This is a genomic window from Ruegeria sp. BHSA118, assembly GCF_059613405.1.
In genome coordinates this window covers 1-20,910 of the sequence record NZ_JBXWSM010000031.1, presented here as the reverse complement: position 1 = coordinate 20,910, position 20,910 = coordinate 1, and the positions used below count along the sequence as shown (strand labels likewise).

Here is a 20,910-nt window from a genome sequence, read left to right as displayed (position 1 = left end):
GCCAATCACAAGCCGGGATGATGGCCGAAATCGAGTTTTCACAGAACGGATCGCGCAATCGCGGTGTACGCGGTACCCGACTGCTGGCGGGGATCGCCTATGTCGTGGCTGCCGCATGCCTTTTGCCGATGATCGCCGTGGTCCTGGCGGCTGTAACCGGGGGAACGGACACGATCTCGCACCTGATGGAGACAGTGCTGCCCGGCTATATCGCGACGACCCTGATCCTTGTGGTCCTGGTTGCGGCCGGAACGTTCAGCATCGGCACCGGGGCGGCCTGGCTGGTAACGATGACCCGTTTTCCCGGCGTGCGGTTTCTTGAGATCGCTCTGGTCCTTCCACTGGCCTTTCCGGCTTATGTTCTGGCCTATGCCTACACCTTCATTCTGGATCACCCGGGCATCGTTCAAAGCACGCTGCGTGATGTAACGGGGTGGGGCCCGCGCGACTACTGGTTCCCGGAAATCCGCTCGACCGAGGGTGCGGCGGTCATGTTGATCCTAGTGCTTTATCCTTATGTCTATCTGCTTGCGCGGGCTGCTTTCCTGCAACAAAGCGCAACCGCGTTTCTGGCGGCGCGGGCGCTGGGCAACAATCCTTGGCTGGCTTTTCGGCGCGTTTCGCTGCCGATGGCGCGACCTGCCATTGCAGGCGGCGTTCTGCTGGCCGTCATGGAGACCATCGCTGATTTCGGAACCGTGTCGTATTTCGGCGTGCAGACCTTTGCCACCGGGATCTACACAAGCTGGTTTTCCATGGCCGATCGTGCGGCAGCGGCGCAACTGGCCTTGTGCCTGCTGGTCTTTGCCCTGATCATGGCAGTGGCCGAGCGCACCCAGCGTGGCAAGGCAAAATACTATCAGGCCGGCAAACAGCATGTGGCGCAACCGGCGGCAAATCTGACGGGTCTGCGCGCCTGCGGGGCATTTCTGCTGTGTGCAATACCCGTTCTTTTCGGGTTTTTGCTGCCTGTCATCATTCTGGTCGAGATGGGCCTGGAATCCGAACAGAACCTGCTGTCGCAGCGTTATATCGGTTTCATCCAGAATTCGTTGATTCTTGCTGGTACGGCGGCGGTCATCACCGTCATCGCGGCGATCAGTGTCGGGTTCTTTCAACGCCTGAGGCCCGGGCGCGCCTCGTCTGCGACTGCATATATGGCGCGTCTGGGATATGCCGTTCCCGGTGGCGTCATTGCGGTTGGTTTGATCGTCCCCTTTGCGAGTTTTGACAACGCGCTGGACGTCTGGATGCGACAGACCTTCGACGTGTCCACAGGGCTGTTGGTGACAGGTTCGATCTGGCTGCTGGTCGCTGCCTACATGGTGCGCTTCCTGGCTGCCGCGCTCAGCGCGTATGAGGGGGGCCAAAGCACTGTACATGCAAATATGGACGCCGCAGCCCGTTCACTGGGTCAGACGCCGTTGGGAACATTGCGACGGGTGCACCTGCCGATTCTGACCCCCTCGCTGCTGACGGCCCTGCTGATCGTGTTCGTGGACGTGATGAAAGAGCTTCCCGCCACGCTGATCATGCGCCCGTTCAATTTCGACACATTGGCGGTGCAGGCGTATCGGCTGGCCTCGGATGAGAGGCTGGAGGGCGCCGCCGTGCCTTCGCTGGTCATTCTTGCGGTAGGTCTGTTGCCCGTAATCCTGATCTGCCGTCAGGTCGGTCGACGGTAACACTTGCGTCGTAATTGTCGGGCAACTGCGCATCAGGCTTGATTCAAACACGATTTCCGGCAAGGCTGGAGGTATGAATATGCAGCCTCCCAGCCGGTTCTCGGCAAGCGCAGCGCAGATGCCCGTGGCTTTCGACCGGCATGAGATGTCTCAAATCCTATCCGTCTATGGTCGGATGGTCGCCGCCGGAGAATGGCGCGACTACGGTATTTCCAACCTGCGCGACATGGCGGTGTTCTCGATCTTTCGGCGCACCGCGGAACATCCGATCTACCGCGTCGAAAAACACCCGCGCTTGAGGTCTCGGCAGGGAATGTATTCCGTCATAGGTATGGATGGCCGCATCCTGAAACGCGGCCACGATCTGCGGGCAGTCCTGCGGGTACTGGAACGCAAGCTGATCCGGGCCGTAAACCCGGATTAGAGCCTTTTGTGGGCAGTGACAGGCCCGTCACCCTGATCCACTATGCGGTGGATCGCCTGATCCATTGGTTCGAATACCACCGCCATATGGCTGGCGTTCGCATGCAAAAGCATGTTTTGGCCCGAAACCCAGGCTACGTGCCCTTTCCAGAACAACAGATCACCCCGTTGCGCAGGGGTCCCTTCGATCACGGTATTGCCCAAAGCGCGTTCCTGATCGCCGCTGTCGCCAGGGCACGGCAGGCCACAAGCCAAAAGCGCCGCCTGCACCAACCCGGAACAATCGATGCCGAACCGGCTGTTGCCGCCCCACAAATAGGGTGTGCCCAGAAACAGCTGGGCCACTTCGACCGGGTCGTCAGGCTTCGCGGTCATCGGCGCCGTGTGTATCTTTGGGATATAACCCAATTCGGTTTCAACAAACCGGTCCGTTTCGGTCCTGGCTTGAATTCTGCTTCCGAAACTCAGCGACACCAGATCGCGGCTTTTGAAATCCGCTTCCTGGTAGGCATGCGTTGCAGGCGCCGTGATCCAATGCGTCGCAGGCGCATCCGCTGTCAGCTGATCTGTTCGCAACCAGCCGGTATACCCGTCTTTGTCTGCGATGACCCTGTTCCACCCTCTCTTTGTTTCCTCGATCCGAACCGTATCACCGAACAACAATTGCCGGTCGCGTGGTCCGTCTGGGCTGCGCAGCAAATCGACGACGGGTGCGGAAATTCGATGGCGTGTCACAGTCCCAATATCTCCGGCAACGCCGTCAGCACGGCACGTGGCCCCTGACCCAGACCGCCCTTGGTGCGCCCCGGTTCTTTGCTGGGCTGCCAGGAATAGATGTCGAAATGGATGTAGCGGCATGCGCCCACGAACCTGCGCAGAAACAGGGCGGCTGTGATCGACCCTGCAAACCCGCCCGACGGCGCATTGTCCAGATCGGCGATACCGGGTTCAATCATCGTTTCATAGGGCGTGTGGAACGGCATGCGCCAGACCGGATCAGCCGAAGTCTCTGCGGCATGCGACAGGGCAGACGCGCAGCGTTGATCATCAGTGTAGAACGGAGCCAGATCGGGGCCCACAGCAACACGGGCGGCCCCGGTCAGCGTCGCCATCGAGATCACCAGATCGGGTTCACCTTCTTCAGCAAGCGCCAACGCATCGGCAAGCACCAGACGCCCTTCGGCATCCGTATTGTTTATCTCGACCGTCAGCCCCTTGCGGGAGGTCAGGATGTCACCTGGGCGGAAGGCATTTCCGGCAAGCGCGTTTTCGACCGCCGGTATCAAGACCCTCAATTGCAGGGGAAAACCCAGCTGCATGATCATCCGCGCCAACCCCAACACATTGGCCGCGCCACCCATGTCTTTTTTCATCAGGCCCATCGATGCGCCCGGTTTCAGGTTCAATCCGCCCGTATCGAAACACACCCCCTTGCCGACCAGAGTCAGCTTGGGGCCGCTGCTGCCCCAATTCAGCTTGATCAGCCGGGGGGGCTGTCCGGCGGCGCGTCCTACGGTGTGGATCATGGGAAAATTCTGTTCCAGCAAGGCCGCGCCGCTGATCACGCTGCACGCTGCACCGAATTCGCCGGCCAGAGCCTCGACCGCCTGCTGCAATTGCTCAGGCCCCATATCCGAGGCTGGCGTATTCACCAGATCGCGGGTCAGAACTTCGGCATTGGCCATGGCTTCGATACGGGTGGCGTCGACACCTTCGGGCGCAACCAGCGCCGCGGTTCCAGCGGATTGAGACGCGTAGCGATCGAAGGCATAGCCTGTCATCAACCAGCCAAAACATTCCGTCTCCAGACGATCAGCGGGAACGCCGGACGCGATATGATAGGTTCCTTCGGGCAAAGCCATGGCTGCGGCGGCCAATGGGAACCTTTTTCGCGCGCGCTTGTCTTCTGTTCCATACCCGGCCAGCACGATATCAACCGCGCCATGCGCGTCTGGCATCAGCAGGGTCTGCCCCATCGCACCTGTAAACCCGTTTGCGGCAACCCAGGTCCGGACGGTATCCGGCTGATCCCGCAACCAACTGTCCAGATCCGGCTGCGCAATCACATGAAGCGGTATGGACGGGTCAGAGGATGGGGCGAAGGACAGGGTCATGGGCGTCTCGGCTGATGGTTTCTGCGTACAGACTAGCCGCGCATGATCTGCCCGCAACCCCTGTCAGACGGAAAGGTCCTGCTGGTCCCAGACGGCGGTCAACGATCGTTCTCCCACGCGGATCAAACGCCCAAGCGTCGCGCCCGCCGCAACGGCGTCACCGGCATCGACAGTGTGGGCCACGTCACCCGCCACGCGGGCCAGGGCCGTCATCCCGATCTGTTCGGATATTGCGACCAGTGACCTGGCGCATTTGCGCAGGTCCGCCCATTCGCGCTGACGCCAGTGGCGTTCGCAGTTTGACAGGCGCACGGCAAGCTCTTCGACCGTGCGACACAGAACATCCAGCGCGTTCTTGTCGCCAAGCTGCCGGTACAGCCCGCTCAGTTGATCCGAATCCAGGCGGACGGATTCCTTGTGTTCAAGCGTGATAATCTTTTCCACCACATTCACCCTAGTTCAAACGCCCCCACGGCGCTGTCTTGATCCTGGCAGAAAATTCCTTTGCAAAACCTTGCGGGGAAACTGGATAATGGCTCGAATTTTCTTTGAATTCGGTTTAGATCATCCGTCAGCGACAAGAACGGGGACATTGAAATGGACTTTGCCAAACCTCTGCCGAGCTACCTTGTAAAACGGTATCACGGATGGAAGGCCACAACATATTCGGAAAACCAGGTCTGGTATCGCCGTCTCGCCGATGAAGGGCAGCGCCCCCGTGCCATGGTCATATCCTGCTGCGACAGCCGGGTTCACGTCACGTCCATGTTCGGCGCTGACCAGGGCGATTTCTTTATTCACCGCAATATTGCCAACCTGGTGCCGCCCTATGCTCCGGACGGGGATCACCACGGCACCAGCGCCGCCATCGAATACGCCGTAACGGCGCTCAAGGTCGCTCATTTGATCGTGCTGGGGCATTCGCAATGCGGCGGCGTGCAGGGCTGTATCGACATGTGCAAGGGGCAGGCGCCGCAGCTGGATGCCAAGGACAGCTTTGTTGGCCGCTGGATGGATATTCTGAAGCCGAAATTCGAACTGGTCGCGGATATCGAGGACGGTGTCGAACAGGCCCGGCAGTTCGAACGTCAATCGGTTGTCGCTTCGCTGGAAAACCTGATGACCTTCCCCTTCGTCTCGTCAGCCGTTGATCAAGGCGCGCTGAGCTTGCACGGCTTGTGGACGGATATCGGCGCAGGCGGGCTTGAAAGCTATGACCCCTACCAAAAAAAGTTCGTCCCGGTCTGACAGCGACAGAACTGCGCATCCGAAAGAATAACGATGGCGGCTCTGATTCAGGGCCGTTTTTGGTATACTCCACCCATTACACCTGAAGATCGGAGCCTTCCATGAAAGTCATCAAGCGCTTCTTCGCAGGTCTGGTCGTTTGCCTACTGGTTCTGGTCGCGGCTTCCTATCTGTTGCCGGGAAAGGCGGAAGTTTCGCGTAGCATCGCGATTGACGCACCGGCAAGCGCCATCTTTCCGTACGTGAATTCGATGCAGGAAACTGAAAAGTGGTCTCCGTGGCTGCACCGGGACCCCGAAACCAAACTGATCTATTCCGGCCCTGCCACCGGGGTCGGGAACACTCTGAACTGGGCGTCGGATCACCCGCAGGTCGGCAAGGGGTCACAGGAAATCGTCGAGAGCGTGGAAAACCAACGGGTCAAAACGGCGCTGGATTTTGGCCCGATGGGTACTGCCACGGCGTCCTTCATCCTTGAGCCTGACGGGGCGGGAACCAGAGTGACCTGGGGGTTTGACTCGGATCTGGGTCTGAACCCCATGTCCCGCTGGATGGGGTTGATGATGGATACGTGGGTGGGCGAGGACTATGAACGCGGTCTGACCAATCTGAAAGAACTGGTTGAAACCCAAAGCTAGGCCGCTTGTTTGTGGGAAAGCATGCGGCAGTGCGCTTGACGGAAGTTCTAGCCCAGTCGAAACCGGGCAAGCTTACCCAGGTGATCGGATCCCATGAAGGGGCGCAGCTCAACCGTTCCGGTTGTGCCTTTGGGGAACAAAAGGTTGTCTATCGGCAATGGGATTTTCCAACTGCCGAGGTTGTGGGTGTTCAGGACGGTACCAAAGCTCTGGTTGTTTGCGGCCGCTCCGATCCGTCTGACGCTTCCGCCCCAGGGCACCATATTGAAATCCCCGGCAATCAGAACCGGTCCTTCAAGCTGGCTGATGCGGTCGGCAATCACCTGGCTTTGCCTGGACTGGTCGTAAGGAAATGGCCAGTTCAGATGAACCGATATGACCCAAACCAAATCACCACCGGGCGCTTGGACCTGTAACCCCACAAGCCCATAACCTTGCAGACAGAATTCTGAATTCTCGACAATAGGCAAGGTCGTCAGGATGGCGACGTTTTGTTCAGGACGGAATTCACAGATCGCCTTTTCGGGGTAATGTTCGAACAGATTGCTCATGTACTTGCGATTGTGGCTGGAGACTTCCTGCAAGGTCACGATCTGAGCGCCTGATTCAAGGATATCATCGGCCAGCGAATACCGGGGCCAGGCTTTGCTCATGAGGTTTTTCTGGTACAGCGTCAGGCAGGAATCGTCGCAATCGTCCGAGGGCGCGGCAACGCTGGCCGCGATGGATCCGATGGCCACCCCGGAAAAGACCAAAGTGGTCAATGCAAGATATCTGGCGCGCATGAATAGAAGAATTATGGCGCAGGGTAGAAGCAAAACACCAGCCTGAGGCCGGAGCAGAGCGATTGAATCTCCTACGGCAAAGACCTGCCCCGTAAAGCCTATGACGACAAGTATCATCAGAATGCATGTGCATCCGATGGTCAGGGTTCTGGCAATCCTGCGTCTGGTCGAAATGTGCATGCCCTGCCTCATCTACCTTGCACGAGACACTATTATTCGGACTTCTGACATCCGCCACGAACAAGGTTCAGTTTTAGGTGGCAAGCGCGTTCGGTTTTGTCAACAGTTCGGCGACTTTCACCGTGCGCAAGACTGTACCCCAACCGAGGTTCATAGCGCAGCCATGACGGATGTGGGTGATGGACCGGAAAGTGCCGGTTTGGTGGAAGAGGTGATCCGAGGCAGTTCTGCTGAGCGCACGAAAGGGCCGCTCCGGATGCGGCTCACCTGTGACGTTCAGTGCTGATCACGGTCGTAACGGTTCGTGTTGCGCGACTTTGTGCAAGTGCAATGGCGCTCAAAACCAAGGCACAGGCCACTGCTTGCGCACCTGTGATTGTTTCACCGAAGGCAAAAACGCCCACGGCAAACATTGTCGGCAGTTCAATGCTGCCGATAACGGCCGTGCGCGATGCTCCGATGACAGGGGAACAGACGGTGTAAATCAACTGGGGAACCAGTGCCGTCATAAGACCGATCCCGACGATCAGAAACCAGTCACTGCCGCCTGCTGGCAGGACTTCGCCAATTTCCGACGAGATAATCAAAGGGGTTAGCCCGACGACCGACCCCAACGACACCGACGCTATCCTGGCCAAAGGAGCAATTCGCGAAAGACGGTGTACAAGCACGCATATGCCGAAGCCAAATCCGAAAGGTGCAGCCAAAGAGACAAGCAGCGTTGGAATTTGGTCAATCGGTACGGATGCCGGAGACCCTGCAATGACTGCCGCAAGAACAATCAAACCGGCCGCGACAAGGCTGCGCCGCGTCGGCGGATCGGCGAATATCGCCCAGGCGATGATGATCGTAAACACCGGGTAGGTCATGTAAAGAACACCCACCGTTGATGCCGGCACTGTTTCAAGTGCGGTTACATATCCGACCCACCCAAGCCCCATGACCGCCCCCGCAGCCATACCCCATGCTATTTCCCGCCGGTTTGAGCGATGCTTCAAAAGGGCGGGCAACAATAGGATCGCCGTCAAGATGTACCGATAAAACGCAACTGCGTAAGGCGCGAGTCCCTGGTCAGTGAGTCCACGGCTGAAATAGGGTACAAAGCCAAAACAGATGGATGCAAAGAACACTCCCGCCCCCGCAAGGGCATAGGGTATTGGATCGTGCTTGGTTGATGTTGATTGGCCCATTTTAGACACCTACCATGCAGCATTTCCGTTGGCATCAGCAACCTGACCGAACCGTCACGTCGTCTGTAAACCAGCTATTGAGAAACGCAAAAAAACCCGCTGAACAATCAGCGGGTTTCCTGGTTTTCAAGCTTTGACGAAAATCGGGATGTCAGCCCTTTTTCAGAACCTCGCGGCCCAGAAGTTCCGCGATCTGCACCGCGTTCAGGGCGGCGCCCTTGCGCAGGTTGTCGCTGACGCACCACAGGTTCAGACCGTTCTCAATGGTCGAATCCTGGCGGATACGGCTGATGAACGTGGCGAAATCGCCCGCGCATTCGATCGGTGAGACGTAGCCACCCGCTTCGCGTTTGTCGATCACCATGATGCCCGGCGCTTCGCGCAGGATATCGCGGGCTTCGTCTTCGTCCAGGAATTCCTCGAATTCGATGTTCACGGCCTCGGAATGGCCGACGAATACGGGAACGCGGACGCAGGTCGCGGTGACCTTGATCGACGGGTCGACGATCTTCTTGGTCTCGACAACCATCTTCCACTCTTCCTTGGTCGAGCCGTCTTCCATGAAGACGTCGATCTGCGGAATGACGTTGAAGGCGATCTGTTTCTGGAACTTCTTCGGGGCGACTTCGGTTGTAGGGTTGTAGACGGCCTTGGTCTGATCCCAAAGCTCATCCATGCCTTCCTTGCCCGCGCCCGACACCGACTGATAGGTCGACACGACAACGCGCTTGATCCTGGCGCGGTCATGCAGCGGCTTCAGCGCAACCACCATCTGCGCGGTCGAGCAGTTGGGGTTGGCGATGATGTTCTTGTTCTTGTAGTCGTGGATCGCCTGCGGGTTACATTCCGGCACAATCAGAGGAATCTCGGGGTCATAACGATAGAGCGACGAGTTATCGATCACCACGCAGCCAGCGGCCGCCGCCTTGGGGGCGTAGACTTTGGTTGCGTCCGAACCGATGGCGAACAGGGCCATGTCCCAGCCGGTGAAATCGAAGGTGTCGATGTCCTGGGTGGTCAGTGTCTTGTCGCCAAAGCTTACTTCCGTACCCAGCGAACGACGGCTTGCCAGCACGGCAAGTTCATCGACCGGGAACTGGCGTTCCGCCAGAATGTTCAGCATTTCGCGGCCCACGTTACCCGTGGCGCCGGCGACAACGACGCGATAGCCCATTTCATGTCTCCAAAGTTAAGGACGCGCGTTCATAGCCGCGTTGCAGCAAAGAAAAAAGGGCTATCACGGGTGATTTGGCCGAATTGACGTCGATTTTATCCCGAATGCGCTTTTTCACCCGTGTTCAGCAAAGACCGATAGACCCGCACGATGGCCTCGGCCTCACCTTCGATTCGAAAATGCTGTTCTACACGCTGTCTTGCGGCCTGGCCGGATTGCTCCAGCTTGTCCGGATCGCACAGCATCTGTTCCAGTGCTTCGGCCAGCGCCCCGGCGTTGTCCTTTTCGATCAAGCGGCCGGTTTTCCCGTCCTCGATCTGGGCGCTGAACGCTCCAACCCCGTGGCAGGCGATTGCAGGCACGCCCGAGGCCATCGCCTCAAGTGGTGTGAGGCCGAACCCTTCGTGTCGGGCCGGGGCCACGAACAAGTCAAGGGCGCGGTAGGTTTCAACGATTTCCTCCCAAGGACGCTCGCCCAGAAAGTGCACTCGGTTTGACAGTCCGGCAGCCTTGAGTTTGGCCTCTTGTTCCTGTTGGAAGGCTTCAAATTCTTTGGTGGCGCGCCCGGTGAACACGATGCTGGCGTCGGGATGGTTCGGCAAAACCTCGATCGCCGCATCCACAAGCAGATCGACACCTTTCTGAGGTCGAATACGCCCGAAACACCCGATCAGGGTCCCTTCTGGCAGCCCCAGCTTCTGCCGCAGGGCGGATTTGTCCTCGGCCGGGTGAAACAGTTCGGTGTTCACACCGTGCATGATGACGGTTGCGGGATGTTCCAGAAACGACGCCGCTTGCGGCGTTGTGGCGATCAGCGCATCCATCTTCGAAATCAGCCATTTGGTGAACCCCGAATGATTTCGTTGCGCAGCCGAGGTGAACAGCAGTTTCAGATTACGTCGCAGCACATGTTTCAGAAACAAACCCATCAGCATTTCGGTGTTGCGCCGGGCATGCCACACCCGCGATGTCCTGTTCGAAAGGAACGGAATTTTGATCAACCGGATATGGGGCAGATCATCCGGCAGGCCGGGTCCCGTGGCGACGATCCCGATCATATGCTTCTGGATCGGCAGCAGGCGGATGACGGTTGTGGTGACGCCGGAGAGGCTGTGTTTCAGGTTCGGCGCTATAACCTCGATATCCTGCACGGCTTGCTCCGCAATTGCTTCAATCCACATTATCCCGGCTGAATAGATATATCACGCAACCGAAGGCAAGAGTTACGGCAAAAAACCCGAAAATCGCGGTGTAGGGCGCGGTTGTTCCGGCCTGGGCCGTGGCGGCATGAATGCGCCCGGTGACAAATTGGGCGATGCCGACCCCTCCGATTCCGAAAAGGTTCAACAGGGTCACGCCTCGGCCCACCAGATGGGGGGGAACGAATGCCCGACCATGGGCCATGATGACCGGAAAGCTGGCCCCGGTGAACCCAATGATGGCCAACAGCAGAACGGACAGCCATGTGGCATGGTCGATCCAAACGCAAAGCAGGGTCAGTGCCACGACACCCAGCGCGTTGCCCGTGAAGATAACCCATTTCCGGGTGCCAAAGACACGATCCAGCGGTCCGTAGACAAAGGTACCGACGATCATCGCAGACCCCATGACCAGTGTCGCGGTGCCGATCTGGGTGGTGCTGAGCCCGAAGACATCGTTCAGATAGGGTCCAGCCCATAGCCCGCGTAGCGCGGCAGAGGGCGCATAGGCCACCAGCATCAAGGGCATGATCAGCCACAGTGCAGGCTCTTTCAACAGGTCCAGAAGTGAACCCTTGTGTTCCGTATCAACCTTCGCCGGGTCACGCAGGCTCAGCCAAATGCCCAAAGCAATCGCAGCAGATATCACGGCCAGCCCAACCATGGTGGCGCGCCATCCCATCCAGTCGACCGCAAGCGCAGTCGGATAGGAGGCCACGAGATTGCCCACCGAGCCAACACCCAGCATAACGGCGGCTAGTGTCGCGAATTTCGCGGGCGGGTATTCGCGGGCAAAGATGAAATAGGATGCCATCAGAACCGGAGAACACCCAACCCCGATCAGGCCCATGGCAACGCTGATATGCAACGGTGAGGTCGCGACCGCAAAAATTGCGGATCCTCCCGCACCGCCAACCAGAAGAAGCGCGGCTGCGGTCAGCCTGGGCCCAACCTTGTCCAGCGCCCATCCAACCGGGATTTGCATTGCTGCGAACACCAGAAACCAAAGGCCGGATGCAAAGGCCAGATCTTCGGGTGTAGCGCCGATATCGCGTTCAAGATCCAGGCTGAGCACAGCCAGAAAGGCACGGAAAAACTGGCTGAGCACATAGCCCAGACACAAAACCACCAAACCCGCCAGCATATCCCGCCTCTTTTCCGCTTATCCGAAAGGAATGCTTGGCACGCAATGATGCAACGCACAAGCATGTGTACTATGTTTCAAAACAAGGACTCGGGCCGCTTTCCGGCTATCATTGCCAGAAGTTTGATTTCGAGGGGGAAAATGAAAGACCTCCATTCCGCATTTTACGAAAACCTGCCACTGTTGAGGGATTTCACCCGTCTGGCGGACCCGGCGCAGTTTTCGCCGGTGCCCGACGACTGGTTTCTGGGGGTTGCCGACATCGTCGATTCAACCGGCGAGATCGCGCGGGGACGATACAAAACCGTCAACACCGTCGGGGCTGCTGTTATCTCGGCGATGATAAACGCGATGCACGGCAAGTTGTTTCCCTATGTCTTTGGCGGCGACGGGGCGGCGTTTGCGATCCCCCCCAGCGAAGTTGAAGCAGCGCGGGATACTCTGTCAGCCATGCGACGCTGGGCGGAAGAAGAGTTTTCCATGCCGTTGCGTGCGGCGCTGGTGTCGGTGGCGGATATCCGAAAAGCAGGCAGGGACTTGCGCGTCGCTCGTTTTGCGCCCTCTTCCGGGGTGGATTATGCCATGTTCTCTGGCGGAGGCTTGGCCTGGGCCGAGGCAGAGATGAAAGCGGGCCATCACATGATCGCGCCTGCCGAACCGGGTGCGCAGCCTGACCTGACAGGCCTGTCATGCAGATGGTCAAACAGCCCGGCGCGGCACGGTCAGATCGTGTCACTGGTCGTTGAACCCACTGCGTCGGCAACTGAACGCGACTTTGCCGACCTTGCGCAATCGGTTCTGTCCGCGTCAGAAGAGCTGGAGCGCGCAGGTCATCCGGTGCCGATGAATGGTCCGCCCATGACGTGGCCGCCTCCCGGCCTCGACATTGACGCGCATGTTTCACGCAACGGACGGAATTTGTTTCTGCACAAGCTCGTTCTTCTGGTTCAGAACCTGCTGATCGCGATACTGTTCAAAACAAGCAAGAAGCTGGGACAGTTCGAACCCGAACATTACAGGATGATGGTCAGCAGCAATGCCGATTTCCGCAAGTTCGATGACGGCCTGAAGATGACGTTGGATTGTGACCCGGCCACTTTGCGACAGATCGAACACTTGCTGGAAGAAGCACGCGGGCGCGGCAAAATCCGATACGGTCTGCACGTGCAGGACGAGGCGATGATGACCTGTTTCGTCCCGTCAGCCACACGGGACGATCATGTGCATTTCGTCGACGGTGCCTCGGGCGGATACGCCCAAGCCGCAGCGGCCATGCACCGGTGAACGGTTAGTCGGCTTTCCATCGTGCGGCGAGATCACGTGCCGTTTGCGTCAACAGCATCACATCAATCCCAACCGCCAAAAACTGTGCGCCCATATCCAGATATGCCTGACGGGCCTCGTCATTTGTGGCCAGAATGCCCGGCGCTTTGCCTGCGGCCTTGATCCGGGCCAGTGCATCGCGGATGACCGCGCGCACCTCGGGTGCGGCGCTGTTGCCCTGATGGCCCATATCGGTCGACAGATCGGCTGGCCCAATGAATACGCCATCCACGCCCTCAACCTCCAGAATCTCGTCCAGAGCAGCCATTCCAGCGCGGGTTTCCACCTGCAACAACAGGCAAATCTCATGATCAGCGGTCTGAATATAATCTCCGACCGATCCGTACATCGTCGCCCGCGATGCCATCGCGCCCACGCCACGGACACCGGCAGGGGGATAACGGCAGGCCCGAACCAGCTCTTGCGCCTGCTCGGCACTTTCCACGATCGGCACCAGAATGGTCTGAGCACCCGCATCCAGAACCATCTTGATCAGCCAGGTCTCACCCACGGGAACCCGCACAACCGCATGAGAGTGGCTTGCCGCAAGCGCCACAAGCTGGTCCCGGATCGACCGGATATCGTTGGGGGCATGCTCGCCATCGATTACCAGCCAATCAAAACCCGCGGTTCCCATCATCTCGGCCGCTGCGGGCTCGGCAAAGCTCATCCAGCACCCGATTTGCGTTTCTCCCTTTTTCAGAGCCTGTTTGAACGCGTTCTGCTGCGCAGCCATACTGTTTCCTTTTGTTGAAAAACCTTCGGCGCGACGTGGTCGCGAAGGTGGCCGTTTCCACATCTTCTTCCGTGGCGCGAAATTGTCCAGTTTTATTGCAATTTGGCGTCACCGGATTGACGGCGGCAAAGGTGCGCCACGCACGGGTGGCGGCGTTCCGGCGGTTCTTGTACTTCAATCCGAAACCAAGGGTTCCCTTGCGTAAATCACGGATTTCGGCGATAATTTTGGCATGACCGACGACCTCCCACTGACGTCGCGATCTTTGCCCATTGCGCTTTTGCGGGCGCGGGAAAAGGTTATGGGACCCATCCGAGCAATGCTGGCCGACGCCGGTGTCACCGAACAGCAGTGGCGCGTGTTGCGCGTGTTGAACGAAGAAGGCCCGCAGGAACCGACGCATATTGCCGAACGCGCCTGTCTGTTGTTGCCAAGCCTGACACGGATATTGCAGAAACTGGAGCATCGCGGCCTGATCTCCCGACGATGCCATCCGGCGGACCGGCGTCGCCAGATTGTCGAGATCGGCGAGCGTGGCGTTCAGATCATTCACGCCAATCAGCCCGCCAGCAAGGCGCAGGCGGAACGCATTCGTTCCCTGCTGGGGCCAGAAAAACACGAATTGTTGCTGGATCTTCTGAACGAGTTGAACGACCTGGATACCTGATGCCGGTCGCAGAACATTGGCGTCATCTGCAAGGACCCCGCCGGAGATTTTAGGGGCGATCTCCGACGGGGTGGCCAGACTTGGATTTGGGTTAGGCCTGGCCTGAGGCCGGTTGCGTCACGCCTTGCCTGACGGTCCGGCCTGCGCATCGGAGTATATGGCGAGCCGGAAATGTGGCTCTGATTAGGGCCTTTTGGCCTTTGGGGGAAAGGCCGTGCACCTATGCTCTCCGAAACAGTCTTGGGCAATTGCCGAAGGAAAACCGGGCCCGCAAGTGATGACTTGGCGTCATTCTGGCCGAGTGTTCCCGCATGCGCGGTGTTTTCCTGTCATCGCACCGCTCAAGATGGGTGCGCCCCGCATTTCCAATTCAAGACCTAGCCCGACTTGCGCCTGAGCCAAGAAAAATTCCGATCTGCCCAAGTTCCGGTGAATCAATAAAGACGGATGTGAAACAGCATTGGAACGGCACTGGGCGTTCAGGTCAGAATTGAGCAGGTTCGCGCTGAAACAACTCTTGGATATTGGCGAAATCCAGCGTGCATTCCCGGCTTGCTGGCAGCACTGGCAGGCGTAAGGTGGCAGTGATGAAAAATTCAGGAACCACGATGTCAAGCAGCCTGTTTTCCCTTCCCGATCCCATAACCATCCCTGTCGTCGGCGAGACGGCCGGGTATCCTGTCGGACGTATTTTCTGCGTCGGGCGAAACTATGCCGCGCACGCAGCAGAGATGGGCAATGAGGTGGATCGCGATGCGCCCTTCTATTTCACCAAATCCGCGCCAAACGCGATCCTGTCTGGCGCGACGGTTCCGTACCCGGCGGGGACGAAGAATTACCATCACGAAATGGAACTGGCGCTGGCAATCGGAAAACCGGTGTTTCGCGCCTCCGGCGCGCAGGCTTGGGATGCAGTTTTTGCCTATGGCTGTGCGCTCGACATGACGCGCCGCGATCTGCAAATCCGCGAGCGGAACAAGCAGCGGCCTTGGGATCTGGGTAAGGATGTCGAAAACGGAGCAGTCTTCGCGCCGCTGACCCCAGCCGCCGACTGGTCGCCGGACGATGCCAAACACATCCGGTTGAGCGTGAACGGCGAACTGCGGCAGGACGCTACCCTGGAAGAGCTCATCTGGAAGATCGATGAAATCGTCAGCCATCTGTCTGGTTTCTACCATCTGCGCCCCGGCGATCTGATCCTGACAGGTACACCGGCCGGCGTAGGCCCGGTAGTGGCCGGCGACATCATAACAGGAGAGATTGACGGGTTGGAACCGATCAAACTGGTCCTGACGGACGCGGAATAGGCCCTATTTAGGGTCTTTCAGCCAGCCCTTTGAAAATTCCACTTGGGCAACGCCTGCCAGCCGGCGCACCCGGTCCAGCTCGGCGTTCAGGCGTCGGCTGCGGGCGTCAGACCAGCGCACCCCGCGTTCGGGCCAGAGCGCCTTGACATGCAGCAGGTCGCGATCGCGAAGCGCCTTCATGTCGATCCGTCCGATCAATCGATCACCTTCAAGCAAGGGGAAGACGTAATACCCATATGTGCGCTTGGCTTCGGGCACGAAAACTTCGATGCGATAGTGAAAGCCAAACAGCCGCTCGGCACGGTTTCTGTCCCGAAGCATGGGATCAAACGGGCTGAGCACGCGGATCCGACCGGGCGGTTGCGGCAAGTCGGTTGTCCGATCCATCAAATCAGGGCGGGCAAAGGTTTTGCGCAGGCGCCCATCGGCGCAAGTGATCTCGATCTCTTCGATATTTCCTTGAGCCAACGCCGTGGCACACCAGTCTTTGGCTTCGGCGGCGCTGACCGTGCCCCAGAACGCGGTCAGCTCGCCGGACGTGGCAAACCCCAACCGGTCCAGCGCCGCGTTGCACAACCAATCCACGGTCGCCGTCGCATCACAGGCCATGTTCCCGGGGCACAGGTGGGTTTCGATCACACGTTCAGTCAGATCATAACGTTTCTGAAACCCGTCGCGGCCCACAACGGTCAGGGCCCCGGAACGCCACAGAAACTCCAATGCGGTTTTTGACGGGTGCCAGTCCCACCAACCGCCCGAGCCTTTCTTTTCGTCCTTGCCAACGTCTGACGAACACACAGGCCCGTGGTCGCGGATGTGTTGCAAGACAGTCTCGAACTGTTGCTCGAACCCATCCCTTCGCCAGTTCTTCCAACGCGCCTTCAAAAGATCCGCATCACGCTGAAAGCGCAGATGCCAGTGCGGATAGAACGACATCGGGATCACGGCCGCATCATGTGTCCAGTGTTCGAACAGCGCTTTTTCCCTTTCATAGAGCCTTTTCAGGTTGGCGCTGCGATACGCAGGCCGTCGGGAAAACAGAATCATGTCATGAGCGCGGGCAACCGTGTTGATGCTGTCGAGCTGCACGAACCCCAACCGCTGGACAAGGTCCAGAAGCCCGGCGCCCTTGGCCGCGCCCGCAGGCTGTTCGGCCAAAGCATGGCGATCCAGGAAAACGGCGCGGGCCGTCCGATTGTCGAGCCGCTTCAGGGAGGCGTTCATCGTCGTTTCAAGGTATCGCCATAGCTGATCTTGGGGGTCAGCGTGACCCGTGTTTCGATCTCGGCCTCCGGGTCCTTCAGGCGTTCAGCGATGATCTGCGCGGCCTGACGTCCTATGTCCAGACGACAGGCATCCATCGTCGCCAATTTGCGCGGAAGACCCTGCAAAAGTTCCACGTTGTTGAACCCGGCCAGACCGATCTGCCCCGGAATATCCACGCCTTGCTCGAGCAGATACAACAGACCGCCTGCGCCGATCATGTCGTTGGAATAATACAGGAAATCCAGATCAGGCGACCGGTCAAGCATGGCCTGTGTCATCTCGCGCCCCTTGGCCAGGGCAGAACCACCGGAATAGAACTCGCGATCTTCGATCTCGATCCCGTGTTTGCCCAGAACTTCGGTAAACCCTTCAAAGCGTTTTCGGGCGCGGTGATCCAAGGGCATCTTGGTGCCCATGAAGCCGATATGCTGATACCCGGCCTTCAGAATTGCCTGCGCCATCTCGCGCCCGGCGCGGCGATGCGAGATGCCGACCATCGCGTCGACAGGTTTGCCGTCGGTATCCATGATCTCGACCACCGGAATGCCCGCCGAATCTAGCATGGCGCGAGCCGCGTCGGTGTGTTCCAGCCCTGCAATGATTACGCCCGAGGGTCGCCACGAGAGCATCTCGTACAGCACTTTTTCCTCTTTCTCGGGCAGATAATCCGTCACGCCAACCACGGGTTGCAGTTCGGTATCTTCGAGCACCTGATTGATGCCGGTCATCACCTCGGGAAATACCATGTTCGAAAGTGAGGGGATGATCACCGCGATCAGGTTGACCCGGCTGGATGCCAGCGCGCCCGCGATCTTGTTGGGGACGTATCCCAGTTCCTTGGCGGCGGCCAGAACGCGGGTGCGGGTGGCGTCAGACACATCCCCCCGGTTACGCAGAACCCGGCTTACCGTCATCTCTGAGACACCGGAAGCCTCGGACACATCACGAAGGGTAAGCGGGCGTTTGGTTTCACTGTTCACGGGAAGCACCTGCGTTGTTGTTTTGTCCGATGCTAGCGCGAACAGGTCGGTGTGTACAACAATTGTGCAAAGGCGATGACAACCCGGAAAATCCCGGTTACAGAAGGCAGGGCGCGGCCCCGTGGCTCAACTGGATAGAGCAGCCCCCTCCTAAGGGGCAGGTTGCAGGTTCGAATCCTGCCGGGGTCGCCAGTTTTCCCAGATACCCATTTTGAGGACTAATAATCTGTGGAGTGGCAATACGGTGGAGTTACACCACGAATCCACACCATATACGAGCGGACCCTTAGGAGGGGCAGGAACCCCGAGCGGCCATGCGGTGCGGTGAAACATGGCGGGTTTGGGTCTGGCACAGTTGCGTTTCAACGCCAGCACATCACGACAGCCGATGGAAAGACCGTGGGACATCGGTCTTGTCGGGTTTCAACGCGCTGCCAGTCTTTTGGTCTGCCGAACTTTTTCGCGCGGCACGGATCGCCGCATATCGGATTTCACACGCGACTTGCGCTGTTTGCGCCCCGGGATACAGGCGCATATCCCGTTGCCTGTCAACGTGCCTGTAAACCAGAGACAGGCAAATCCATTGGCCGAATTGTCCAGCGCAGTTTTGGGGATTGCCGCCACTTGGTCACTGCAAGCAAAAATTGGGAGGTGAGATCATTGTCTAGCCAGAGCCCAAAATCGCTTCAATCTTTGACAGGGTTGCGGAGTTCACTTCGACACCCGCTTTGCTTGACGAAAGCCGGCTCTTGCGACGGCCATCACCGGGCAGATGCGCGCCGTCCTGAGCTCTGATCGACTCAACCAGAGTTGCCATGGCGTTTGAAAACAAACCTGCGGACGACGCCACGGGATCAATCGCAATGAAAAACTGCCCCGTCTTGGGGGGGCCACCGGCTGTTCCGGAAAAAGGCGATGCGTTCAACCCAAGTGTCGATCCGGTAAGGGCAGCGGCCATGACTTCGGTCAGCAAAGCAACACCCACGCCTTTGTAGCCGCCCGAGGGCGCCATGCTGCCTTTCAGTCCAACGTCAGGATCCGTTGTCGGGTTGCCGTCAGCGTCCAGCGCCCATCCGACGGGAATGGCCTTGCCTTCCCGTGCGTGCTTCATCACTTCGCTTTTGGCGATGGTGCTGGCGCTTTGATCTATCAGCAGTGCGGGTTGACCATCCGTTCCCGGTGCAGCGATCGAGAACGGATTGGTCCCAACAACAGGTTTCGATCCGCCCGAGGGTGCGATGGATGCTGGCGCATTGGTGAACCCCAATCCGACCAGCCCTGCCTGGGCCAGCCGATACGTGTGATAGCCCAGCACACCGCAATTGTAGCTGTTTGTAATCGCCAATGCGGCGATGCCCTGTTCCCGTGCCGCTGGGATCAGCGCCTCGAAACCCAGATCAATGGCCGAATGTGCAAACCCGGTTTTGGCATCGACGCGGATGAGACCCGGACGCGGGGTTTCAAGGGCCGGTTTTGCCTGACCGTCCACCTTGCCGCATTGAACATGCTCGCAATAGATCGGGATATACGCCAGCCCATGGCTGGCCACGCCGTCCGCTTCGGTCGCGGCTGTGGCAACAGCCAAAGGGCGCGCGTTTTCTTCGCTTGTGCCGGCGGCAATCAGCGCATTGAATGACAGCTCTTCGATTTCGGCAAGCGAGAGGGTTCTGGTTTCGGTCATCGGGTGGTCCTTCAATCGTTGTCTGACAAGCCTGAACCAGCGCCAAGCAGTCGGGATTCTTCAGTTGCGGGGGCATAGGTGCGATGCGCCACAGTGTTGAGGAATTGCCACGCCCCCGGATCCGGGTCAGCGCGGCTGTGCAAGGAACGTGTGGGTCTGATGCGGCCGGTTTCGGTTATCCCGACGCGGTTTGCCCTCTCCATTCCGAAATCTTCACTGCTGAGATGAACACCATCAGTGGTCGCGGAAACCCCGTCCAATGTGATTTCCAAAGTCGATTTCCGCTTTTTCGCCATGGTGGCGACAAAGGGCAGCAACAGAAGAGGTGCGGCAACATTGGAAATCAGAACTTTGCCTTGCGACAGGGCGTCCGGGAAATCTGATAATGCCGATCCGGTCATAAGAGGACACAGATCCCGGGCGCCGGTCCACATGCCGTCCCGGGCCTCTGGGACGTGATGTTCCAGGTGCGGCGCAAATTCCTGCTCAAGCAACTGGGCCAGGATCGCTGGTCCGTCAAACCCCTGAACGCAAAGCCATCGGGTTGCTTTCGCGGCTTCTTCCGCCACACCCCAGGCATATCCAGCCCCACGGGTTGCGCGTTTGGCGGTGGCTTCCACTTCGTTCAACGAGAAGGTCATTGCGCAACCTCTGGATAAACCCAAAGATCGGCGTTCGCGGTGTTCAGCTCTTCCGGGTAGGGCGCGCCCGCATACATGCAGATACGCACCCACCGATCCGAACGCGGGTCGAAATGCGTCGCCCCAAAGAAGGACAGTTTGGCGCGCAGCATATCAATGGGCATCACCTGCGCGCTGATCGTGTTGTCACGAATTTCACCGTACGGAGCGATACGGCTGATTTGCGCGCGGCGCACGCTGTGGCGGTGTTCCGGATGGCGCAACAGAAACTCTGCTATCGGAGTGTCATCAGGCCAGTTCTGCAATGTTTCGAAAGCCAGGGTTGCATCCCGCGCCGGTGCAAGAGGTTGTTCATAATCCGAGATCGGCTCTTCGAACCGCTCCCCCAGCCGGGGTTCCAGCTTTTCTTCGGATACGTACCAGGCCCGCGCGCAGTTTTCGGCGGCGGCCCAATCAAGGTTCAAAGCCCAGTCAAAGCTGTTCCGGATCAACGCACGCACCGCTGATACCGGCATGGTCCCATCAATCA

At 58.7% G+C, this 20,910-nt stretch carries 20 protein-coding genes, 1 tRNA gene and 1 pseudogene; 8 read left to right on the top strand and 14 right to left on the bottom strand.

Features of this window, described 5'->3' with window-relative positions:
- The first annotated feature begins 20 nt into the window (after positions 1-20).
- Positions 21-1,685, top strand: a complete 1,665-nt coding sequence (locus tag AC2FNN_RS11270; RefSeq protein ID WP_496758630.1) for an ABC transporter permease — start codon at positions 21-23, stop codon at positions 1,683-1,685.
- Positions 1,686-1,758: 73 nt separating this feature from the next.
- Positions 1,759-2,109, top strand: a complete 351-nt coding sequence (locus tag AC2FNN_RS11265) for a DUF2794 domain-containing protein (RefSeq protein WP_117871396.1) — start codon at positions 1,759-1,761, stop codon at positions 2,107-2,109.
- Here AC2FNN_RS11265 and AC2FNN_RS11260 read toward each other — a convergent pair.
- The 3 genes from AC2FNN_RS11260 to AC2FNN_RS11250 all read right to left on the bottom strand — a co-directional run bounded on the left by AC2FNN_RS11260 (position 2,106) and on the right by AC2FNN_RS11250 (position 4,675).
- Positions 2,106-2,843, bottom strand: coding sequence for a C40 family peptidase (locus AC2FNN_RS11260; protein ID WP_496758628.1), 738 nt, complete (start codon positions 2,841-2,843; stop codon positions 2,106-2,108). The two genes, AC2FNN_RS11265 and AC2FNN_RS11260, sit on opposite strands and share 4 nt — an antisense overlap.
- Positions 2,840-4,222 (bottom strand): leucyl aminopeptidase family protein, encoded by a 1,383-nt coding sequence (locus tag AC2FNN_RS11255; protein ID WP_496758627.1) that lies wholly within the window; start codon positions 4,220-4,222, stop codon positions 2,840-2,842. The genes AC2FNN_RS11260 and AC2FNN_RS11255 overlap by 4 nt, the downstream gene beginning before the upstream one ends.
- 63 nt (positions 4,223-4,285) lie before the next feature.
- Positions 4,286-4,675 carry a hypothetical protein gene (locus tag AC2FNN_RS11250; RefSeq protein WP_496758626.1) on the bottom strand — a complete coding sequence of 130 codons (390 nt, stop codon included), beginning with the start codon at positions 4,673-4,675 and terminating at the stop codon, positions 4,286-4,288.
- 144 nt (positions 4,676-4,819) lie between these two features.
- Here AC2FNN_RS11250 and AC2FNN_RS11245 point away from each other — a divergent pair, with 144 nt between their 5' ends.
- Together AC2FNN_RS11245 and AC2FNN_RS11240 are read left to right on the top strand one after the other, a co-directional pair.
- Positions 4,820-5,470, top strand: coding sequence for a carbonic anhydrase (locus AC2FNN_RS11245; RefSeq protein ID WP_496758625.1), 651 nt, complete (start codon positions 4,820-4,822; stop codon positions 5,468-5,470).
- 101 nt (positions 5,471-5,571) lie between these two features.
- Positions 5,572-6,108: an SRPBCC family protein gene (locus tag AC2FNN_RS11240; protein ID WP_496758623.1), complete on the top strand. Its 537-nt coding sequence runs from the start codon at positions 5,572-5,574 to the stop codon at positions 6,106-6,108.
- A gap of 47 nt (positions 6,109-6,155) precedes the next feature.
- Here the strand turns inward: AC2FNN_RS11240 and AC2FNN_RS11235 are convergent, their stop codons facing one another.
- The 5 genes from AC2FNN_RS11235 to AC2FNN_RS11215 form a co-directional block, all read right to left on the bottom strand.
- Complete coding sequence (locus AC2FNN_RS11235; protein WP_496758622.1) at positions 6,156-7,073, bottom strand: endonuclease/exonuclease/phosphatase family protein; 918 nt, start codon at positions 7,071-7,073, stop codon at positions 6,156-6,158.
- 263 nt (positions 7,074-7,336) lie between these two features.
- Positions 7,337-8,263: a DMT family transporter gene (locus AC2FNN_RS11230; RefSeq protein ID WP_496758621.1), complete on the bottom strand. Its 927-nt coding sequence runs from the start codon at positions 8,261-8,263 to the stop codon at positions 7,337-7,339.
- Positions 8,264-8,414: 151 nt separating this feature from the next.
- Entirely contained in the window at positions 8,415-9,437 is a 1,023-nt protein-coding gene (locus AC2FNN_RS11225) for an aspartate-semialdehyde dehydrogenase (protein ID WP_496758619.1), read from the bottom strand.
- Positions 9,438-9,532: 95 nt separating this feature from the next.
- Entirely contained in the window at positions 9,533-10,588 is a 1,056-nt protein-coding gene (locus tag AC2FNN_RS11220; RefSeq protein WP_496758617.1) for a glycosyltransferase family 4 protein, read from the bottom strand.
- Between the two features lie 19 nt (positions 10,589-10,607).
- A complete protein-coding gene (locus tag AC2FNN_RS11215) occupies positions 10,608-11,780 on the bottom strand; it encodes an MFS transporter (RefSeq protein ID WP_496758615.1) in 1,173 nt (390 codons plus the stop codon).
- Between the two features lie 141 nt (positions 11,781-11,921).
- On the opposite strand from AC2FNN_RS11215, the gene AC2FNN_RS11210 reads away from it, so the two are divergent.
- Entirely contained in the window at positions 11,922-13,064 is a 1,143-nt protein-coding gene (locus tag AC2FNN_RS11210; protein WP_496758614.1) for a DUF3095 domain-containing protein, read from the top strand.
- Between the two features lie 4 nt (positions 13,065-13,068).
- On the opposite strand, the gene AC2FNN_RS11205 is transcribed toward AC2FNN_RS11210, so the two are convergent.
- On the bottom strand, positions 13,069-13,839 hold the full coding sequence (locus AC2FNN_RS11205; RefSeq protein WP_496758612.1) for an aldolase/citrate lyase family protein: 771 nt from the start codon (positions 13,837-13,839) through the stop codon (positions 13,069-13,071).
- A gap of 232 nt (positions 13,840-14,071) precedes the next feature.
- Here AC2FNN_RS11205 and hpaR point away from each other — a divergent pair, with 232 nt between their 5' ends.
- On the top strand, positions 14,072-14,506 hold the full coding sequence (hpaR, locus tag AC2FNN_RS11200; protein ID WP_496758610.1) for a homoprotocatechuate degradation operon regulator HpaR: 435 nt from the start codon (positions 14,072-14,074) through the stop codon (positions 14,504-14,506).
- Positions 14,507-15,114: 608 nt separating this feature from the next.
- Positions 15,115-15,813 carry a fumarylacetoacetate hydrolase family protein gene (locus AC2FNN_RS11195; RefSeq protein ID WP_496758658.1) on the top strand — a complete coding sequence of 233 codons (699 nt, stop codon included), beginning with the start codon at positions 15,115-15,117 and terminating at the stop codon, positions 15,811-15,813.
- A gap of 3 nt (positions 15,814-15,816) precedes the next feature.
- Here the strand turns inward: AC2FNN_RS11195 and AC2FNN_RS11190 are convergent, their stop codons facing one another.
- Positions 15,817-17,037 (bottom strand): winged helix-turn-helix domain-containing protein, encoded by a 1,221-nt coding sequence (locus AC2FNN_RS11190; RefSeq protein WP_496758608.1) that lies wholly within the window; start codon positions 17,035-17,037, stop codon positions 15,817-15,819.
- Positions 17,034-18,059 carry a LacI family DNA-binding transcriptional regulator gene (locus tag AC2FNN_RS11185; RefSeq protein ID WP_496758606.1) on the bottom strand — a complete coding sequence of 342 codons (1,026 nt, stop codon included), beginning with the start codon at positions 18,057-18,059 and terminating at the stop codon, positions 17,034-17,036. The genes AC2FNN_RS11190 and AC2FNN_RS11185 overlap by 4 nt, the downstream gene beginning before the upstream one ends.
- Before the next feature lie 115 nt (positions 18,060-18,174).
- Between AC2FNN_RS11185 and AC2FNN_RS11180 the strand changes: the two genes are divergently transcribed.
- Positions 18,175-18,251, top strand: a tRNA-Arg gene (locus AC2FNN_RS11180).
- A gap of 472 nt (positions 18,252-18,723) precedes the next feature.
- Here the strand turns inward: AC2FNN_RS11180 and AC2FNN_RS11175 are convergent.
- From AC2FNN_RS11175 to AC2FNN_RS11165, 3 genes and pseudogenes are all read right to left on the bottom strand, one after another.
- On the bottom strand, positions 18,724-19,740 hold the full coding sequence (locus tag AC2FNN_RS11175; protein WP_496758605.1) for an Ldh family oxidoreductase: 1,017 nt from the start codon (positions 19,738-19,740) through the stop codon (positions 18,724-18,726).
- Positions 19,741-19,751: 11 nt separating this feature from the next.
- Positions 19,752-20,381, bottom strand: coding sequence for a DUF3726 domain-containing protein (locus AC2FNN_RS11170; RefSeq protein ID WP_496758603.1), 630 nt, complete (start codon positions 20,379-20,381; stop codon positions 19,752-19,754).
- Positions 20,378-20,910 (bottom strand): annotated as a pseudogene (locus AC2FNN_RS11165) (hypothetical protein); the annotation flags it as partial. The pseudogene AC2FNN_RS11165 and the gene AC2FNN_RS11170, both read right to left, overlap by 4 nt.

Excerpts from the sequence above, each read along its gene's own strand:
- AC2FNN_RS11175 (WP_496758605.1), bottom strand. The coding sequence starts at position 19,740 with ATGACCGAAACCAGAACCCTCTCGCTTGCCGAAATCGAAGAGCTGTCA.
- AC2FNN_RS11255 (WP_496758627.1), bottom strand. The coding sequence starts at position 4,222 with ATGACCCTGTCCTTCGCCCCATCCTCTGACCCGTCCATACCGCTTCAT.
- AC2FNN_RS11270 (WP_496758630.1), top strand. The coding sequence starts at position 21 with ATGGCCGAAATCGAGTTTTCACAGAACGGATCGCGCAATCGCGGTGTA.
- AC2FNN_RS11235 (WP_496758622.1), bottom strand. The coding sequence starts at position 7,073 with ATGCACATTTCGACCAGACGCAGGATTGCCAGAACCCTGACCATCGGA.
- AC2FNN_RS11265 (WP_117871396.1), top strand. The coding sequence starts at position 1,759 with ATGAATATGCAGCCTCCCAGCCGGTTCTCGGCAAGCGCAGCGCAGATG.
- AC2FNN_RS11170 (WP_496758603.1), bottom strand. The coding sequence starts at position 20,381 with ATGACCTTCTCGTTGAACGAAGTGGAAGCCACCGCCAAACGCGCAACC.
- AC2FNN_RS11225 (WP_496758619.1), bottom strand. The coding sequence starts at position 9,437 with ATGGGCTATCGCGTCGTTGTCGCCGGCGCCACGGGTAACGTGGGCCGC.
- AC2FNN_RS11240 (WP_496758623.1), top strand. The coding sequence starts at position 5,572 with ATGAAAGTCATCAAGCGCTTCTTCGCAGGTCTGGTCGTTTGCCTACTG.
- AC2FNN_RS11195 (WP_496758658.1), top strand. The coding sequence starts at position 15,115 with ATGTCAAGCAGCCTGTTTTCCCTTCCCGATCCCATAACCATCCCTGTC.
- AC2FNN_RS11215 (WP_496758615.1), bottom strand. The coding sequence starts at position 11,780 with ATGCTGGCGGGTTTGGTGGTTTTGTGTCTGGGCTATGTGCTCAGCCAG.
- AC2FNN_RS11230 (WP_496758621.1), bottom strand. The coding sequence starts at position 8,263 with ATGGGCCAATCAACATCAACCAAGCACGATCCAATACCCTATGCCCTT.
- AC2FNN_RS11210 (WP_496758614.1), top strand. The coding sequence starts at position 11,922 with ATGAAAGACCTCCATTCCGCATTTTACGAAAACCTGCCACTGTTGAGG.
- hpaR (WP_496758610.1), top strand. The coding sequence starts at position 14,072 with ATGACCGACGACCTCCCACTGACGTCGCGATCTTTGCCCATTGCGCTT.
- AC2FNN_RS11205 (WP_496758612.1), bottom strand. The coding sequence starts at position 13,839 with ATGGCTGCGCAGCAGAACGCGTTCAAACAGGCTCTGAAAAAGGGAGAA.
- AC2FNN_RS11245 (WP_496758625.1), top strand. The coding sequence starts at position 4,820 with ATGGACTTTGCCAAACCTCTGCCGAGCTACCTTGTAAAACGGTATCAC.
- AC2FNN_RS11190 (WP_496758608.1), bottom strand. The coding sequence starts at position 17,037 with ATGAACGCCTCCCTGAAGCGGCTCGACAATCGGACGGCCCGCGCCGTT.